Below are 15,409 nucleotides of genomic sequence, written 5' to 3'. Positions count from 1 at the left end.
TTCCAATGGCGCTATTGGATTCTGCCCGCCGACCGGCGTAAGGATGAGCCCAAGCGAGCATAACGACGAAGGCGCACATCCATGCAGTTCCTGAAAACCCTCTTCTGGGCCTTGCTGGTCGGGGTCATGGTCGCCTTTGCGCTCAACAATATGACGATGGTCCCGTTGAAGCTGTGGGGTTCGCTCTACGCCGATGTGAACCTGCCGCTGCTGCTGGTCGTGACGTTCCTCGCCGGGTTCCTGCCGACCTTCGTCGCGCTGCACCTGACGCGGTGGCGGCTGCGACAGCGGATCGCGGCGACCGACCGGACGCTGGCCGACCTGCACCGCGTCGACCCCGTATCGGTCCCGGCCGACCCCGCCCCGATCCCCGCGCAAGTGACGTCGGGAGGTGTACTGTGAGCCGCTCGCCCATCTATGTCGCGCTCGATACGCCCGACCTCGACCGGGCGAAGACGCTGGCGCAGCAGGTGCGCGGGCATGTCGGCGGGCTGAAGCTCGGCCTCGAATTCTTCATGGCCAATGGCCGGGCTGGGGTACGGACGATGGCGGAACTGGGCCTCCCAATCTTCCTCGACCTGAAGTTCCACGACATCCCCAATACGGTGGCGAAGGCGATCCAGGCGCTGGGGCCGATGAACCCGGCGATCCTGACCGTCCATGCCGCCGGGGGCCGGGCGATGCTGGAGGATGCGAAGGCGGCGGCGCCGGCGGGCACGAAGGTGGTCGCGGTCACGATGCTGACCAGCCTCGACGCGCACGACCTGTCGTCGATCGGCCTGTCGCCCGATCCGCACGAGCAGGTCGTGCGGCTGACCGAACTGGCCAGGAGCGCCGGGATCGACGGCGTGGTGTGTTCGGGGGCCGAGGTCGCCGCCGCCAAAAAGGCATGGCCGCAGGGGTTCTTCGTGGTGCCCGGCGTCCGGCCGGCGGACGGGCCGGTCGGCGACCAGAAGCGGGTGGTGACCCCGCGCGCCGCACTGGATGCCGGCGCGTCGGTGCTGGTGATCGGGCGGCCGATCACGCAGGCGGAGGACCCGGATCAGGCGGCACGAGCGATCGAGGCGACGCTGTAGGACGCGCCGGGCAAGGTCGAGCGAAGCTCGACCAAGCCGCACGAGGCGCGTCCGGCCGGCGGAGCGAGCAGCGCCGTCCGACGACGCGGGCTTTGCCCGCGGCGGGCCTCTGTGCCTGGGACAGGAATAACCCGTCATCCTGAGTAGCCGCTGAGCGAAGTCGAAGCGGCGTATCGAAGGATCGGCGAAGGTGCTTCGATACGCGCCTTCGACAAGCTCAGTCTCTACTCAGCACGAGCGGGTTTGGTTGGCGGCCAATTCAATAATCCTAAGTATTTGTAATTATTGCGTATATCTTACAGCGCCGATCCAAAGTTCACGAAGTTCACACTCGCAACGTTTTCGCGCGCACGCCGTACCGCCCCTGTTCCGCCCCCGTCAAAGAACCCATCGCCCGGTCACGCGACGATCCCGGCCACCCTGCCCCTTCCTCCCTTTGTAGGAAAGACGTTCCGCCCCTGAACCAACGCCCCTGCCCGACGTTGCTCGAAACAACATCGGTGGAGGGACGAATGGACAGGCGAGCAATCTTCGTGACCGGCGGGGAATCGGGCATCGGCGCGGCATGTGCGGCGGCGTTCGGGGCGCTCGGCGACCGGGTGGCGATCGGCTATCATTCGGACACCCAGGCCGCCGATGCCAGCGCCGATGCGGTGCGGCGGGCCGGGGGCGAGGCGATGACGGTGCAGGCCGATGTCGCCGACGAAGCGTCGGTCGACGCCGCCTTTGTCGCGGTCGAGCGGGCATGGGGTCCGGTCGCGGTACTGGTCAATTCCGCCGGGCTGAACATGTCGGGCGTGACGGTGCGCGACATGACGCTGGAACAGTGGCGGCGGCTGATCGACACCGACCTGACCGGCGCGTTCCTAACCTCGCGCCGGTTCCTGACCGGGCGCGGGATGGAACCGGCCGATGCGGCGATCCTGCATATCTCGTCGATCCACGCCTATGCGGTGCGCGCCGGCGGCGCGGACTATTGCGCGGCCAAGGGCGGCCTCTCCAATCTGGTCGAGACGCTGGCGATCGAGGAAGCGCCGCGCCGCATCCGGGTGAACGCGATCGAGCCGGGCATGATCCTGACGCCAATGAACGCCAAGGCGAGCGCCGATGCGACCTATCGCGCGACGCTGGAGCGCAACATTCCGCTCGGCCGGGCGGGCGAGGCGGCGGAGGTCGCCGACCTGGCGGTGTTCCTCGCGTCGGACAAGGCGCGCTATATCACCGGCGCGCGGATCGTGATCGATGGCGGGCTGTCGCTGATGCAGGCGCTGGGCGCATGACGGACCCGCAATCGCCCGTCGCCGACCCGCATCGCAAGGAAGCGGTGGCGGACAGCCCGATCGCGCTCGACTTCAACGTGAAGGCTATCGAGGACGTCACGATCGAGGGGCCGCCCGCGCTGATGGCCCGCGACCTGATGAGTCCGTTCGTCTGGCGCGAGTCGGACGGGCGCTATGCGATGATGGTGCGCGCGGTCGTGCCGCCGGGGCAGCCACTGACCGATACCGGCGTGATCTGGACCGGGTGGAGCGACGACGGGCGGCATTTCCGGATGCTGGACCAGCCGTCGATCGTGCCGGGGCCGGGCGACCATGATGCGGGCGGCGTGGAGGACCCGACGGTCGTGCGCACCGATGCGGGCTATGTCGTCTATTATTCGGGCGTGCTGTCGGATCATTCGCATGGCGAGCTGTCCTATGCCACCGGACCGACGCTGGACGCGCTGACCAAGAGCGGGGTGGCGCTGGCGTCGTCCAAGTCGGAGGGGAATACCAAGGAGGCTACGGTCGATCGCACGCCCGATGGCGGCTGGCGGCTGTTCTACGAATATGCCGCCGACGAAGCCTCGCGCATCGGGCTGGCGGTCGGGAACGACGTGGCCGGGCCGTGGGACGAGCAGCCGACGCCGTTCACCCCGCGCACGGACAGCTGGGACGATTGGCATCTGTCTACCGGGCCGCTGCTGACCGACGATCCGACAAGGCCGGTCATGTTCTACAACGGCGCAACGCGCGATGCGCGGTGGCGGATCGGGTGGGTGGCGTTCGACGCCGATTACACCCGCGTCGTGGCGCGCGGCATCCAGCCGCTGGTGACGCCGCCGCCGGTCGACGACCGCAGCGCGACGGACATCGCGTTCGCCGCGTCGGTGGTGGTCGTTGAGGGGGCGATCTGGCTGTATTATTCGCTGGAGGACCGGCGGCTGGCGCGGGCGTCGATCCGGCGGAGTTGATCTTTCGTCACTCCCGCGCAGGCGGGAGTCCATAGACGCTGACGCTGCGAATTGAGCCGAGACGTTGCGTCTATGGATTCCCGCCTGCGCGGGAATGACGATTGTGCGGAAGGTGCGGTTCTCATTCCCCCTGCAACCCTCTAAGCCCCGCCCCATGACGCTCATCAAGATCTGCGGCCTGTCGACGCCCGACACCCTGTCCGCCGCGCTGTCGGCGGGGGCGAGCCATGTCGGGTTCGTGTTCTTCGCCCCCTCCCCGCGCAATGTCGGGTTCGACGTGGCGGCGGGACTGGCACAGGCCGTGCCGGGGCAGGTCGCGAAGGTCGGGGTGTTCGTCGATCCCGACGATGCCCTGATCGATGCGGCGGTGGCGGCGGCGCGGCTGGACGTGGTGCAGTTGCACAAGACCGCGCCGGATCGGATCGCCGCGATCCGCGCGCGGACCGGGCGCGAGACCTGGGGCGCGGTGGCAGTCAAGACGCGCGCCGATCTGGACGGTGCACGGGCGCTGGCCGGGGCCGCCGACCGGGTGCTGTACGATGCCAAGACCCCGCCGGGCGCGGCATTGCCCGGCGGGATGGGGCTGCGGTTCGACTGGGGGTTGCTCGACGGGTTTCGCCATCCGCTCCCCTGGGCGCTGTCGGGCGGGCTGGACGCGGGCAATGTGTCGGAGGCGATCCGGGTGACGCGCGCGCCGCTGGTCGACGTGTCGTCCGGCGTCGAAAGCGCGCCCGGTAGCAAGGATGCGGGCCGCATCCTGGCCTTTTGTGCAAGCGTGCGCGGCGCCTGATCGATAGACATAGGCGCCCACGCGGCGTATCGGGCGGGGCATGAACGCCCCCAACAGCTATCGCGCCCAGCCTGACGAGCGTGGGCATTTCGGCGATTTCGGCGGCCGCTATGTCGCGGAAACGCTGATGCCGCTGATCCTCGACCTCGACCGCGAGTACAAGGCGGCGAAGGTCGACCCCGCCTTCGCGGCGCAGTTCGACGACCTGATGACCCATTATGTCGGCCGGCCCAGCCCGCTCTATCATGCCGAACGGCTGAGCGAGACGCTGCGGGCGTCGGCTGAGCCGGGCATGGGGGCGCAGGTGTGGTTCAAGCGCGACGAGCTGAACCATACCGGCGCGCACAAGATCAACAACTGCATCGGGCAGATTCTGCTGGCGATCCGCATGGGCAAGACGCGGATCATCGCCGAGACGGGCGCGGGCCAGCATGGCGTGGCGACGGCGGCCGTCTGCGCGCGCTTCGGCCTGCCCTGCGTCATCTATATGGGGGCCAAGGACGTCGAACGGCAGCAGCCGAACGTGTTCCGCATGAAGCTGCTGGGGGCCGAGGTGCGTCCGGTCACGTCGGGCGCGGCGACGCTGTCGGATGCGATGAACGAGGGCCTGCGCGACTGGGTCGCGAACGTGCACGACACCTTCTACATCATCGGCACCGCCGCCGGGCCGCATCCCTATCCGGAGCTGGTGCGCGATTTCCAGAGCATCATCGGGCGCGAGGCGCGCGCGCAGATGCTGGAGCGGACCGGCCGCCTGCCCGACCTGCTGGTCGCGGCGATCGGCGGCGGGTCGAACGCGATCGGGCTGTTCCACCCGTTCCTCGACGATGCCGACGTGGCGATGCTGGGCGTCGAAGCAGCGGGGCATGGGCTGGACAAGGACCATGCCGCGTCGCTGGCGGGCGGGTTCCCCGGCATCCTGCACGGCAACAAGACCTATCTGTTGCAGGACGAGGACGGGCAGATCGCCGAGGGGCATTCGATCTCGGCGGGGTTGGACTATCCGGGGATCGGTCCGGAACATGCGTGGCTGCGCGACATCGGACGGGTCGAATATGACAGCGCGACCGATGTCGAGGCACTGGATGCGTTCCAGCTGTTGTGCCGGACCGAGGGGATCATCCCCGCGCTGGAACCCGCGCACGCGATCGCGACGGTGGCGCGGCGGGCCAGGACCATGCGGTCGGATCAGGTGATCCTGGCGAATCTGTGCGGTCGGGGGGACAAGGATATTTTCACCGTGGCGTCGGCGCTGGGGGTGGAAATCTGAAAAGCCCTCTCCCCTGAAGGGGAGAGGGTTGGGAGAGGGGCAGTGCGCGACGCTGGTTTGATCGAGCGGGCCAAGGCGGCGCGAAAGGCCCCGACCCCGGCCGAACAGAAGCTGTGGTTGGCGTTGCGCGCCGAGCGGTTTGCTGGCGTTAAGTTTCGCCGGCAGAAGGTGATCGGGCCGTATATCGCCGACTTTGCCAGCAACGTGCCGAAGCTGGTGATCGAATTGGACGGGCATCTCCACGGCGATACCGCTGAGTATGACGCCGCTCGTACGACCTATTTGACCCGGCTCGGCTATCGGGTAGTGCGGTTCACTAACGCTGACGTGATGCATAATTTGGAAGGCGTGTTGCGCTTGTTGGAAAGTCTCGTGACCCATCCCCTCTCCCAACCCTCTCCCCTGAAGGGGAGAGGGCTTTGACCCGCCTTGCCGCTGCCTTCGCGAAGGGCCGTCCGGCGCTGGTGTGCTTCGTGACGGCCGGCGATCCGACGCCGGGTGCCACGCCCGCCATCCTCGACGCGCTGGTCGCGGGCGGGGCGGATGTGATCGAGCTGGGGATGCCGTTCACCGATCCGATGGCGGATGGCCCGGCGATCCAGTCGGCCAATATCCGCAGCCTGAACGCCGGCACACGCACCGCCGATGTGCTGCGGATCGCCACCGGCTTTCGCGAACGCCACCCGGACGTACCGCTGGTGCTGATGGGCTATGCCAATCCGATGGTGCGGCGCGGGGCCGACTGGTTCGCGCAAGGCTGCGCGGCGGCCGGGGTCGACGGGGTGATCTGCGTCGACATTCCGCCCGAAGAGGATGATGCGCTGGGCGTGCAATTGCGCGAACAGGGGGTCGCCGCGATCCGGCTGGCGACGCCGACGACCGATGCGGCGCGGTTGCCGCAGGTGCTTGAGGGGGCCGGCGGCTTCCTCTATTACGTCTCGGTCGCCGGGATCACCGGCAAGCAGCAGGCGGTGCAGGCTTCGATCGACGACGCCGTCGCCCGGCTGAAGGCCGCGACCGACCTGCCGATCGCGGTCGGGTTCGGGGTGCGCACGCCCGAACAGGCCGCCAACATCGCCCGCGTGGCCGATGGCGTCGTGGTCGGATCGGCGATCGTCGAGATCGTCGCCGAACATGGTGCGAATGCCGCCGAACCCGTCCGTCGCTATATCGAAAGTCTCGCCGCCGCGATCCGGACGGCGACCAAGGAACCCGCATGAGCTGGCTCAACCGCGTCCGTAACGCCCTCCCCTTCGTCGCGCGCAAGGAAACGCCCGACCATCTCTGGCACAAGTGCAAGGGATGCGGGCAGATGATCTTCACCAAGGAATGGGAAGAGAATCTGCACGTCTGCCCGAAATGCGACCATCACGGCCGCATCGGGCCGAAGGAGCGTTTCGTGCAGCTGTTCGACGAAGGCAGCGTCGAAATCCTGCCCAATCCGAAGGTCGCCGAGGACCCGCTGAAGTTCCGCGACAGCAAGCGCTATGTCGACCGGCTGAAAACCGCGCGGACCGACACCGGCGAGCAGGACGCCTATCGCAACGCCTATGGCACGATCGACGGCAAGGGCTGCGTAATCGGGGTCCAGAACTTCGCGTTCATGGGCGGGTCGATGGGCCAGTATGTAGGCGAGGCGTTCATCGCCGGTGTCGAGGCGGCGATCGCGCGCGGCGTGCCGTACATCGTGTTCACCGCCAGCGGCGGCGCGCGGATGCAGGAAGGCATCCTGAGCCTGATGCAGATGCCGCGCACGACGGTGGCGATCGAGATGCTGCACGATGCCGGCCTGCCCTATCTGGTGGTGCTGACCGATCCGACCTCGGGCGGGGTCATGGCGGCCTATGCGATGCTGGGCGACGTGCAGATCGCCGAGCCGAAGGCGACGCTGGCGTTCACCGGGCGGCGCGTGATCGAGAGCACGATCCGCGAAAAGCTGCCCGACGACTTCCAGACCAGCGAATATTATCGCGACCATGGCCTGATCGACCGCGTGACCCATCGCCGCGACCTGCCGGGCGAGCTGGCGCAGTTGATCGAGTTTCTGGGGCGCAAGGAAGCGGCTTAGTTACATCCTCCCCGATACGGGGAGGGGGACCACCGCGTAGCGGTGGTGGAGGGGGATCGCTTCGAAACGCAACCGTTGTGGAGGCGGCCACCCCCCTCCACCATACTGCGCATGGTCCCCAGCATCAGGTTGACCATGCCCCGCATGGTCAAGGATCGTCCTGGGGACGATCCGACCTGATGCTCCGTGCCGGGAAGGAACTGCAATGCCCGATTTCGCGATTTCCGCCGATCCTGCGGTGCAGGCGCAGCTCGACCGGCTGGTCACGCTGTCGCCCGGCGCCGATGTGCTGGGGCTGGAACGGATCACGCGGCTGCTGGCGCGGCTGGGCGCTCCGCACCTGCGCCTGCCGCCGGTGTTCCATGTCGCCGGCACCAACGGCAAGGGGTCGACCTGCGCGTATCTGCGCGCCGCGCTGGAGGCGGCGGGCCTGCGCGTGCATGTCTATGCCAGCCCGCATCTGGTGCGCTTCAACGAACGTATCCGGCTGGCCGGCACGTTGATCGACGATGCGGCGCTGGCCGGACTGCTGGCGGAAGTGCTGGACGTGGCGGAGGGGATCGGCGCCAGCTTCTTCGAGATCACGACCGCCGCCGCGTTCCTCGCGTTCGCGCGGACACCGGCCGATGCGTGCGTGGTCGAGGTGGGTCTGGGCGGGCGGCTGGACGCGACCAACGTCCTGCCCGCGCCGGCCGTGTGCGGGATCGCGGCGCTAGGGGTGGACCACGAGGCGTTCCTGGGGTCGTCGCTGGTCGGGATCGCGGGCGAGAAGGCGGGGATCGCCAAGCCGGGCGTGCCGGTCGTCACACTCGCCTATCCCGACGATCTGGCGGCGCGCGTGGCGGAGACGGTCGCGGCAGCGGGCGGCGTGCTGGTCGCGCGGGGTACGGCGTGGGATGCGGTGGATGGCCGCTACCGCGATGAACGCGGCACGATCGGCCTGCCCGAACCGGCGCTGGCCGGACGGCATCAGCGCGACAATCTGGCGCTGGCCACCGCGATGCTGCGGCATCAGTCGGCGGTGAGCGTGCCCGATGCGGCGATCGTCGTGGGCGCGCGGGACGTGCGCTGGCCGGCGCGGATGCAGCGGTTGCGCAGCGGAGGCCCGCTGACCGGGCGGATCGATCCGCGCCATGGCGTGTGGCTGGACGGGGCGCACAATGAATCGGCGGCGATCGAGGTCGCGCAGGCATGGCCCCGGATCAGTCGGGGCGAACGCTCCGCGCTGGTGCTGGGGATGCTGGCCAACAAGGATGCGGGCGCGGTGCTGCGCCATCTGGCCGAGGTGGTCGACCATGTCGTCGCGGTGCCGGTGCCGGGTCATGCGCACCATGCACCGGCCGATCTGGCGAAGATCGCACGGGGGCTGGGGCTGACGGCCGATGTCGCGACCGATCCGGCGGCGGCGCTGGACCTGCTGGCGCGGTCGGAGCCGGAGGCGGTGCTGATCGCGGGGTCGTTGTATCTGGCGGGGACCGTGCTGGCGGCGAATGACGAGGTGCCGGTTTAGTTTTTTCACGCGAAGGCGCGGAGGCACGAAGTTCAGGAAGAAAGTGGTTCGCGCAGAGACGCGGAGGCGCGGAGAGGTTGTGGAACGGGCGGGCGTTGCCTTTCCGGCGAAGCCTTTCTCCTTAAGGCAGGCCGTGAAGGGAGAGCCGCTATCGCGGCAAACGCAACCTCTCCGCGCCTCCGCGTCTCTGCGCGAAATCTATCTTTTTTCTCCGCGTCTCCGCGTGAATCAATCCGGCCTGACCGCCCGCGCCAGCTCCTGCCGCCACCGCACCCATTCGAGCAGCACGAACACCACCGCGACCAGCCCCAGCGCGGCGGTGAAGCGGAAGACCGGCGCATAGCCCATCTGCTCGACCGCCTCGCCCAGCCCGGCGCGGCCCAGCGAGCCGACCAGCAGCGTCAGCGACGACAGCAGCGCATATTGCACCGCGCTATATTCCTTGCTGGCGATCGAGGAGAGATAGGCGACGAACGCCGCGCCGGCCAAACCGCCCGCGATATTCTCGCCCGAGATCGCAACCATCAGCCGCACCATGCGCGCGTCGACACCGAACCCGTGCAGGCCGAGCGTCCCCGCCACCGCGTCGATCACCGGCGCGCCCGCCGCCAGGTCGGCGTAGAGCAGGTTGCTGGCCGCCGCGACGATCGCGCCGATCAGCAGGGTCGGCATCCGCCCGAGCAACGCGAACGATACCCCGCCCAGCGACACGCCGATGATCGTCATGCCGACGCCGAAGATCTTCGACGCGAAGGCGACCTCGTCGTTGGTGTACTTCAGTTCCTCCAGGTAGAACGGATAGGCGAACGGTCCCCAGATCGAATCGCACAGCCGGTAGCTGAGGATCAGCCCCAGCACGATCACCACGCCGAACCCCAGCCGCCCGACCAGTTCGGCCATCGGCAGGATCAGCGCGCGATAGCCATGTTCGACGAAGCCGGTCGCGGGCGCGGCGTCGCCTTCAGCCCAGCCGAAATATTGCGCGTTGAGCGCGCGGCGGTTGAGCCACGCGGCGACCAGTGCCGGCACCACCACGGTCGCGATCACGATCCACGGTCCGGTCAGCCGGGTGAAGTCGCCGACGCTGGGTGGCGTCTCCCCCACCGGCGTGCTCAGCACCCGCGCCATGAACGCGCCAATGGTCAGGATCGCCCAGCCCCAGCACAGGCCGACGATGATGAGGCCGGTGCGCTTGTCGCGCGGGCTGGGACCCGGGAGGACGACATCCTCCTGTTGCACCGCCGGACGCGGCGTATCGGGGGCGAGCAGCGTGACGAGCAGCAGCACGAGCATGAGGCCGCCCATCACCGCATAAACCATCTGCCACCCGATCCGCGCGGCCAGCACCAGCGCCAGCGCGCCACCAATCAGCGTCGCGAGCCGATAGCCGAGCTGATAGGTGGATGACAGGATGCCGAGCGTCGCACGTTCGTCGGCGACGTCGATCCGCCATGCATCGATCACCACGTCCTGCGTCGCCGCCGCGAACGCGCCGATCACCGCGACCAGCGCGAACCAGCCGATCGCGACCGCCGGGTCGCTGATCGCGAGCAGCAGGAAGGTCGCGGCCAGCACCCCCTGACACAGCAACAACCACGACCGCCGCCGCCCGAACCGTTCGAGGACCGGCAGGCGCAGCCGATCGACCAGCGGCGACCACAGGAACTTGAAGGCATAGACCAGACCGATCCACGACAGCAGGCCGATGGTGGCGAGGTTGATCTTCGCCTCGCCCAGCCACGCGTTCAACGTGCCGAGCAGCAGCGTAAAGGGCAGCCCGGCGGCAAGGCCGAACGCGAACATCGCGCCGGTCTTGCGGTTGTTCAGCCCCATGCGGATCAGCGCCAGCCCCTTGGGCGCGGCTTCGGTCATTCAAGTCCTCCCGGAAGGGGCGGGACCGTAGAAGGGGTTGGGGATGGCGGCAAGGTGGGGGTCTGTAGAAGCAGGATTCGGTTTCACGCGAAGGCGCGAAGGCGCGGAGAAGAAGTTCAGTTTTCGCGCGGAGACGCGGAGGTGCAGAGAGGTTGCGGACCGGACGGATGTCACCTGTCCGGCGAAGCCTCCCTTTAACGGCCAGCCGTGAGGGGAGAGCCGCTTCGCGGAGGGTACGTCCTCTCCGCGCCTTCGCGCCTTCGCGTGAAACCGAAGCTGCTTCTCTTACCCCTACCATGCGTTCTCAACGGACGCTTCTCGACAGGCTTAAAGCTGCTCGAACCGAACGGGGTGTGGAAGGGGTAAGCCTACGCTGCCGTGCGGAACAGGTTGAATCCGCTCGGTAACCGGCGCGGGAGTTTGACCCCGGCCACCACCGCGTCGATCGCATCGATCGCGCTCAGCAGGTCCTTTTGCGGATAGGGTTTGGACAGGCACCCCGCCGCGAAATCCTGGGCGCCCTTCGGACAGCTGCCGGTCACCAGCAGCACCGGCACGCCACGTTCGTGCGCACAGCGCGCGACGTCCAGTCCGGTGCCGTCCGACAGGTTGATGTCGACCAGCACCAGATCGATCTCCTCGCCCGCCTCGATCGCGGCACAGGCGGCGGCGACGGTATCGACGGTCGCGCGGATCTCGAATCCCGCGCTGCCCAGGAAATGTTCGGTGTCGAACGCGACCAGCGGCTCGTCCTCGACGACCAGTATCCGGTTGATGTGCCGCTTCTTGCGCCCGAACAACATATCCCCACTCGCTTTCCACCGGGATGCAACCAGCTTATACGAAGCCTCAAACTCGCGAAGGCGACGAAGGAACCGCTTCGGCTGAAACTTTCGTCACATCGCCGCAAACGGATACGCACATCATCGTTACGCCCCCTGAATCCCCGACCGAATCCCCCCGCGACGGCCAGCGCATCGCCAAGCTGATGGCGCGCGCCGGCGTGGCGTCGCGCCGCGACGTCGAACGCATGATTACCGCCGGTCGCGTCGCGCTGAACGGCGTCGTCATCGAGACGCCGGCCACCATCCTGCCCAACCTGAAGGGCGTGACGGTCGACGGTGCGCCGGTCGCCGCGCCCGAACCGACCCGGCTGTTCCGGTTCCACAAGCCCGCCGGCACGCTGACCGCCGAGCGCGACGGCGCGGGGCGGGAAACGATCTACGACCGGTTGCCTGCCGGCCTGCCGCGGCTGATCCCGGTCGGACGGCTCGACCTGAATACCGAGGGGTTGTTGCTGATGACGACCGACGGCGAACTGAAGCGCCGTCTGGAACTGCCCGCGACCGGGGTCGAGCGGACGTATCGCGCGCGGGCTTACGGCGAGATCAGCCAGCAGCAGCTCGAGGACCTGATGATGGGGATCGAGATCGAGGGCGTGCGCTACGGCTCGATCAACGCGAACCTCGAACGGCGCACCGGCACCAATACCTGGATCGAGATGACGCTGACCGAGGGCAAGAACCGCGAGGTTCGCCGCGTCCTCGAACATCTGGGGCTGAAGGTGTCGCGCCTGATCCGCACCCGCTATGGCCCGTTCAACCTGCTCGACCTGGCTGAAGGCGAGGTGGAGGAAATCCGCCAGCACGAACTGGTCGCGTTCCGCAAGACGCTGGCCAACAAGCCGACCAGCAAGGCAGCACCCGAGGGGGCGGACCCTGCCGCGCTGAAGGCGTGGAAGCGCGCGACGCCGCTGCCGCGTCCCGAACCGGTGGCGACGGGCGAGCGCTTCGGCGAGGAGCGCCGCCCGCGCACCGAACGCGACGGACAGCGTTCGGGGTTCAGCGGACGCCGCCCCGACCGGGACGGCCGTGCGCCGGATGGCGGCGATCGCCGCAGCTTCGGCGATCGGCCGCAGGGTGGCGAGCGTTCCGGTTTTGGCGCGCGATCGCAGGGCAGTGAGCGCTCAGGCTTCGGCGCGCGGCCCCAAGGTGGCGAGCTTTCGGGTTTCGGCGCGCGGCCGCAGGGTGGCGAGCGTTCCGGTTTCGGCGCGCGGCCGCAGGGTGGCGAGCGTTCCGGCTTCGGCGCGCGGCCGCAGGGTGGCGAGCGTTCCGGCTTCGGCGCGCGGCCGCAGGGCGGCGAGCGTTCCGGCTTCGGCGCGCGGCCGCAGGGCGGCGAGCGCTCCGGCTTCGGCGCGCGACCGCAGGGCGATGCACGGCGGACAGGACCGCGCACCCATGCGACCGAACGGCCGGTCGAACCGCGCGACGGCTTCGATCCGCTGGCGCAGGCGGGGCAGACGCCGGCCGAACGACGGCAGCCGGGGCTGGGCGACCGGCGGGCCTATGGCGATCGGCCGGCGGACAACCCCCGCGCCCGTCGCGCGGCGGCCCATGCCGAACGGCCGGGCTATGACGGCGTGGCGCGCGTGCCCCGCAAGCCGCGCGAACCGGCGGCGGACGACCAACGCCGCGTGCGGACCGACGACGTCCGCGCGCCACGCGGCCCGGTGGACAAGCGCATGACCCAGGCGGAAGCGGCCGATGCCGACCGGGCGAGCTTCGTCGACCGGCCCAGGCGCAAGCCGAGCGGCTGGGCAAAGGCGGCCCCCTCCCCCCGTGTCGTGAAGGGCAAGCCCAAGGGCGGACGCCCCGGCGGCAAGCCCGGTGGAGGGAAGCGCTGATGCGGGTGATTTCCGGACAATGGCGCGGACGCCCGATCGTCGCGCCCAAGGGCGATGCGACCCGCCCCACCGCCGACCGCACGCGCGAGGCGCTGTTTTCGATGCTGAACAGTCGCGTCGGCAGCTTCGACGAACTGGCGGTCGCCGACCTGTTCGCCGGGTCGGGCGCGCTGGGGATCGAGGCGCTGTCGCGCGGCGCGTCCACCTGCCTGTTTGTCGAACAGGACAAGGCGGCGCTGGACGCGCTGCGCGCCAATCTGGCCAAGCTGGACGTGGCGGGGGCCGATGTCCGCGCGACGTCGGTACTGGCGCTGGGGCCGGCGCCGCGCCCGCTCGACATCGTGATGATGGACCCGCCCTATGGCAGCGGTGCCGGTGCGGTGGCGGCGGACAAGCTGGCGCGGCTGGGCTGGATCGGTCCCGCGACGTGGGTCAGTGTCGAAACCGCGAAGGCCGAGGTGCTGGATTTGCCGCAGTTCACCGTCGATGCCGAGCGTACCTATGGCAAGGCGCGATTAACGCTTCTGCGTTTGATTTGATCCACAAAAAAATTCGGCCATTAACATTTCCAGTCAGAAAAGCTGATATGGCCACTGGATCGATGGGACGGCGGGATCGGGAATGGACAGCGCGGTATATGCCCTGATCGTCAATGCCTGCATCGCCGGCCTGTTCGCCACGGCCTTTGCGATCGTTCGGGTATCCTATCCCGAACAGCGTTACGTCAGCTGGTTCGTGCTGGCCTATATCGTCGGTGGGCTGACCCCGCTCAGCGAACTGGGCGTGCGGCTGACCGACCTTACCGCGCCGTTCGTGATCGCGAGCTATGGATCGTTCCTGCTGAGCATCGTCATGCTTCAGGCGGGCCTTGCCGGGCTGGCCGGGCGCGCGACGCCGCGCGGGCTGCTGATCGCGCTGCTGGTCTTCGGGGTGGCGGTTCGCGCTGCGATCTGGGACGGGCCGCGCAATGCCCTGTGGTATGAGCTGGTCTATCAGGCGCCGTTCATGCTGGGTGCCGGACTCTCGACCCTCATCGCGGTCGACGCCGTGCGCCGTCGACGCGGGGGATTGTGGCTGGCGCTGGCGATCGCATCGGCGATGATGACCGCGCATTTCCTGGTCAAACCGTTCTTCGCCGCGACCTTCGGCTCGGGATCGACCGCCAAATCCTATGCCAGCAGCAGCTATGCCCTGTTCTCGCAGGCGACCGGCGGCGTGCTGATCGTCACGGCCGGGCTGTTGACGCTGTTGCTGGTGGTGCAGGCGGCGATGGGGCGGTCGATTTCCGAATCGGAGACCGATCCGTTGACCGGCGTGGCGAACCGGCGCGGGTTCGAACGGCGCTCGATCCCGCTCGTCGTCGCCGCGCGCGAGAAGAGCCAGCCGCTGGCGGCGATCCTGTTCGACATCGACCATTTCAAACGGGTCAACGACAGCTATGGCCATGCGACCGGCGATGCGGTGCTGCACGCCTTTGCCACAATGCTGACCGAGCGGCTGCCGGCATCCGCCGTCATCGCCCGGCTGGGCGGCGAGGAGTTCGTCGCGGTGCTGGATCGCACGACGCTGCGCGGCGCGTGGCTGGCGGCGCAGTCGGTGCGCGCGACCATCCCCGCCATCGGCGCCCATCTGCCGCCGATCACGGTCAGCGCCGGGCTGGCGATACTGGAGCCGGGCGACACGCTGAACAGCCTGATCGATCGTGCCGATCGCTGGGCCTATGATGCGAAGCGCTCCGGGCGCAATCGCATCTGCCCGGTACCCGAACCCGTGGTCGACGCGCAGAGCCTGCGCACCGCCTGAGTGCTTTAGGGCGGATTCACATTCACCGGCCTATCGTCACCCCGGACTTGTTCCAGGGTCCGCGGTGCGGCGATCGGCGAAGCCTGCTTTTCTCAGGACAGCGC

15 protein-coding genes are annotated in these 15,409 nt (G+C 68.5%); 13 read left to right on the top strand and 2 right to left on the bottom strand.

The annotated features are described in order from the left end of the window. Positions 1 to 81: 81 nt before the first annotated feature. The 10 genes from ASE83_RS02650 (at position 82) to ASE83_RS02605 (ending at position 8,947) form a co-directional block, all read left to right on the top strand. Complete coding sequence (locus ASE83_RS02650; RefSeq protein WP_055785455.1) at positions 82 to 402, top strand: LapA family protein; 321 nt, start codon at positions 82 to 84, stop codon at positions 400 to 402. Then, positions 399 to 1,076: an orotidine-5'-phosphate decarboxylase gene (pyrF, locus tag ASE83_RS02645; RefSeq protein WP_055785457.1), complete on the top strand. Its 678-nt coding sequence runs from the start codon at positions 399 to 401 to the stop codon at positions 1,074 to 1,076. Before ASE83_RS02650 ends, pyrF begins: the two co-directional genes overlap by 4 nt. Positions 1,077 to 1,588: 512 nt before the next feature. After that, positions 1,589 to 2,356 carry an SDR family oxidoreductase gene (locus ASE83_RS02640; RefSeq protein ID WP_055785459.1) on the top strand — a complete coding sequence of 256 codons (768 nt, stop codon included), beginning with the start codon at positions 1,589 to 1,591 and terminating at the stop codon, positions 2,354 to 2,356. Beyond that, complete coding sequence (locus ASE83_RS02635) at positions 2,353 to 3,309, top strand: glycosidase (protein ID WP_156352601.1); 957 nt, start codon at positions 2,353 to 2,355, stop codon at positions 3,307 to 3,309. Before ASE83_RS02640 ends, ASE83_RS02635 begins: the two co-directional genes overlap by 4 nt. A gap of 154 nt (positions 3,310 to 3,463) precedes the next feature. Beyond that, on the top strand, positions 3,464 to 4,099 hold the full coding sequence (locus ASE83_RS02630; RefSeq protein ID WP_055785462.1) for a phosphoribosylanthranilate isomerase: 636 nt from the start codon (positions 3,464 to 3,466) through the stop codon (positions 4,097 to 4,099). Positions 4,100 to 4,139: 40 nt separating this feature from the next. Continuing rightward, positions 4,140 to 5,369 carry a tryptophan synthase subunit beta gene (gene trpB, locus ASE83_RS02625; protein WP_055785464.1) on the top strand — a complete coding sequence of 410 codons (1,230 nt, stop codon included), beginning with the start codon at positions 4,140 to 4,142 and terminating at the stop codon, positions 5,367 to 5,369. A 42-nt stretch (positions 5,370 to 5,411) separates the two neighbouring features. After that, positions 5,412 to 5,792 (top strand): endonuclease domain-containing protein, encoded by a 381-nt coding sequence (locus tag ASE83_RS02620; RefSeq protein WP_055785466.1) that lies wholly within the window; start codon positions 5,412 to 5,414, stop codon positions 5,790 to 5,792. Further along, positions 5,789 to 6,589: a tryptophan synthase subunit alpha gene (trpA, locus tag ASE83_RS02615; RefSeq protein WP_055785469.1), complete on the top strand. Its 801-nt coding sequence runs from the start codon at positions 5,789 to 5,791 to the stop codon at positions 6,587 to 6,589. The genes ASE83_RS02620 and trpA overlap by 4 nt, the downstream gene beginning before the upstream one ends. Beyond that, positions 6,586 to 7,437, top strand: coding sequence for an acetyl-CoA carboxylase, carboxyltransferase subunit beta (accD, locus tag ASE83_RS02610; RefSeq protein ID WP_055785472.1), 852 nt, complete (start codon positions 6,586 to 6,588; stop codon positions 7,435 to 7,437). Before trpA ends, accD begins: the two co-directional genes overlap by 4 nt. A 205-nt stretch (positions 7,438 to 7,642) precedes the next feature. Further along, a complete protein-coding gene (locus tag ASE83_RS02605) occupies positions 7,643 to 8,947 on the top strand; it encodes a bifunctional folylpolyglutamate synthase/dihydrofolate synthase (RefSeq protein ID WP_055785475.1) in 1,305 nt (434 codons plus the stop codon). Positions 8,948 to 9,175: 228 nt separating this feature from the next. On the opposite strand, the gene ASE83_RS02600 is transcribed toward ASE83_RS02605, so the two are convergent. Continuing rightward, on the bottom strand, positions 9,176 to 10,819 hold the full coding sequence (locus tag ASE83_RS02600; RefSeq protein WP_055785478.1) for an AmpG family muropeptide MFS transporter: 1,644 nt from the start codon (positions 10,817 to 10,819) through the stop codon (positions 9,176 to 9,178). 368 nt (positions 10,820 to 11,187) lie between these two features. Then, the gene (locus ASE83_RS02595; RefSeq protein WP_055785481.1) at positions 11,188 to 11,622 is read right to left on the bottom strand and encodes a response regulator; all 435 of its coding nucleotides are present in this window, start codon (positions 11,620 to 11,622) and stop codon (positions 11,188 to 11,190) included. Between the two features lie 185 nt (positions 11,623 to 11,807). Between ASE83_RS02595 and ASE83_RS18745 the strand changes: the two genes are divergently transcribed. The 3 genes from ASE83_RS18745 (at position 11,808) to ASE83_RS02580 (ending at position 15,305) form a co-directional block, all read left to right on the top strand. Next, on the top strand, positions 11,808 to 13,502 hold the full coding sequence (locus tag ASE83_RS18745) for a pseudouridine synthase (protein WP_235512943.1): 1,695 nt from the start codon (positions 11,808 to 11,810) through the stop codon (positions 13,500 to 13,502). Further along, positions 13,502 to 14,041 carry a 16S rRNA (guanine(966)-N(2))-methyltransferase RsmD gene (gene rsmD / locus ASE83_RS02585; protein WP_055785484.1) on the top strand — a complete coding sequence of 180 codons (540 nt, stop codon included), beginning with the start codon at positions 13,502 to 13,504 and terminating at the stop codon, positions 14,039 to 14,041. The genes ASE83_RS18745 and rsmD overlap by 1 nt, the downstream gene beginning before the upstream one ends. A gap of 82 nt (positions 14,042 to 14,123) precedes the next feature. Further along, a complete protein-coding gene (locus ASE83_RS02580) occupies positions 14,124 to 15,305 on the top strand; it encodes a GGDEF domain-containing protein (RefSeq protein ID WP_055785486.1) in 1,182 nt (393 codons plus the stop codon). The last annotated feature ends 104 nt before the right edge of the window (positions 15,306 to 15,409 follow it).

Source organism: Sphingomonas sp. Leaf32, from assembly GCF_001421765.1.
In the GTDB taxonomy this organism is placed as follows: domain Bacteria; phylum Pseudomonadota; class Alphaproteobacteria; order Sphingomonadales; family Sphingomonadaceae; genus Sphingomonas.
This window is presented reverse-complemented; position numbering and strand designations above follow the sequence as displayed.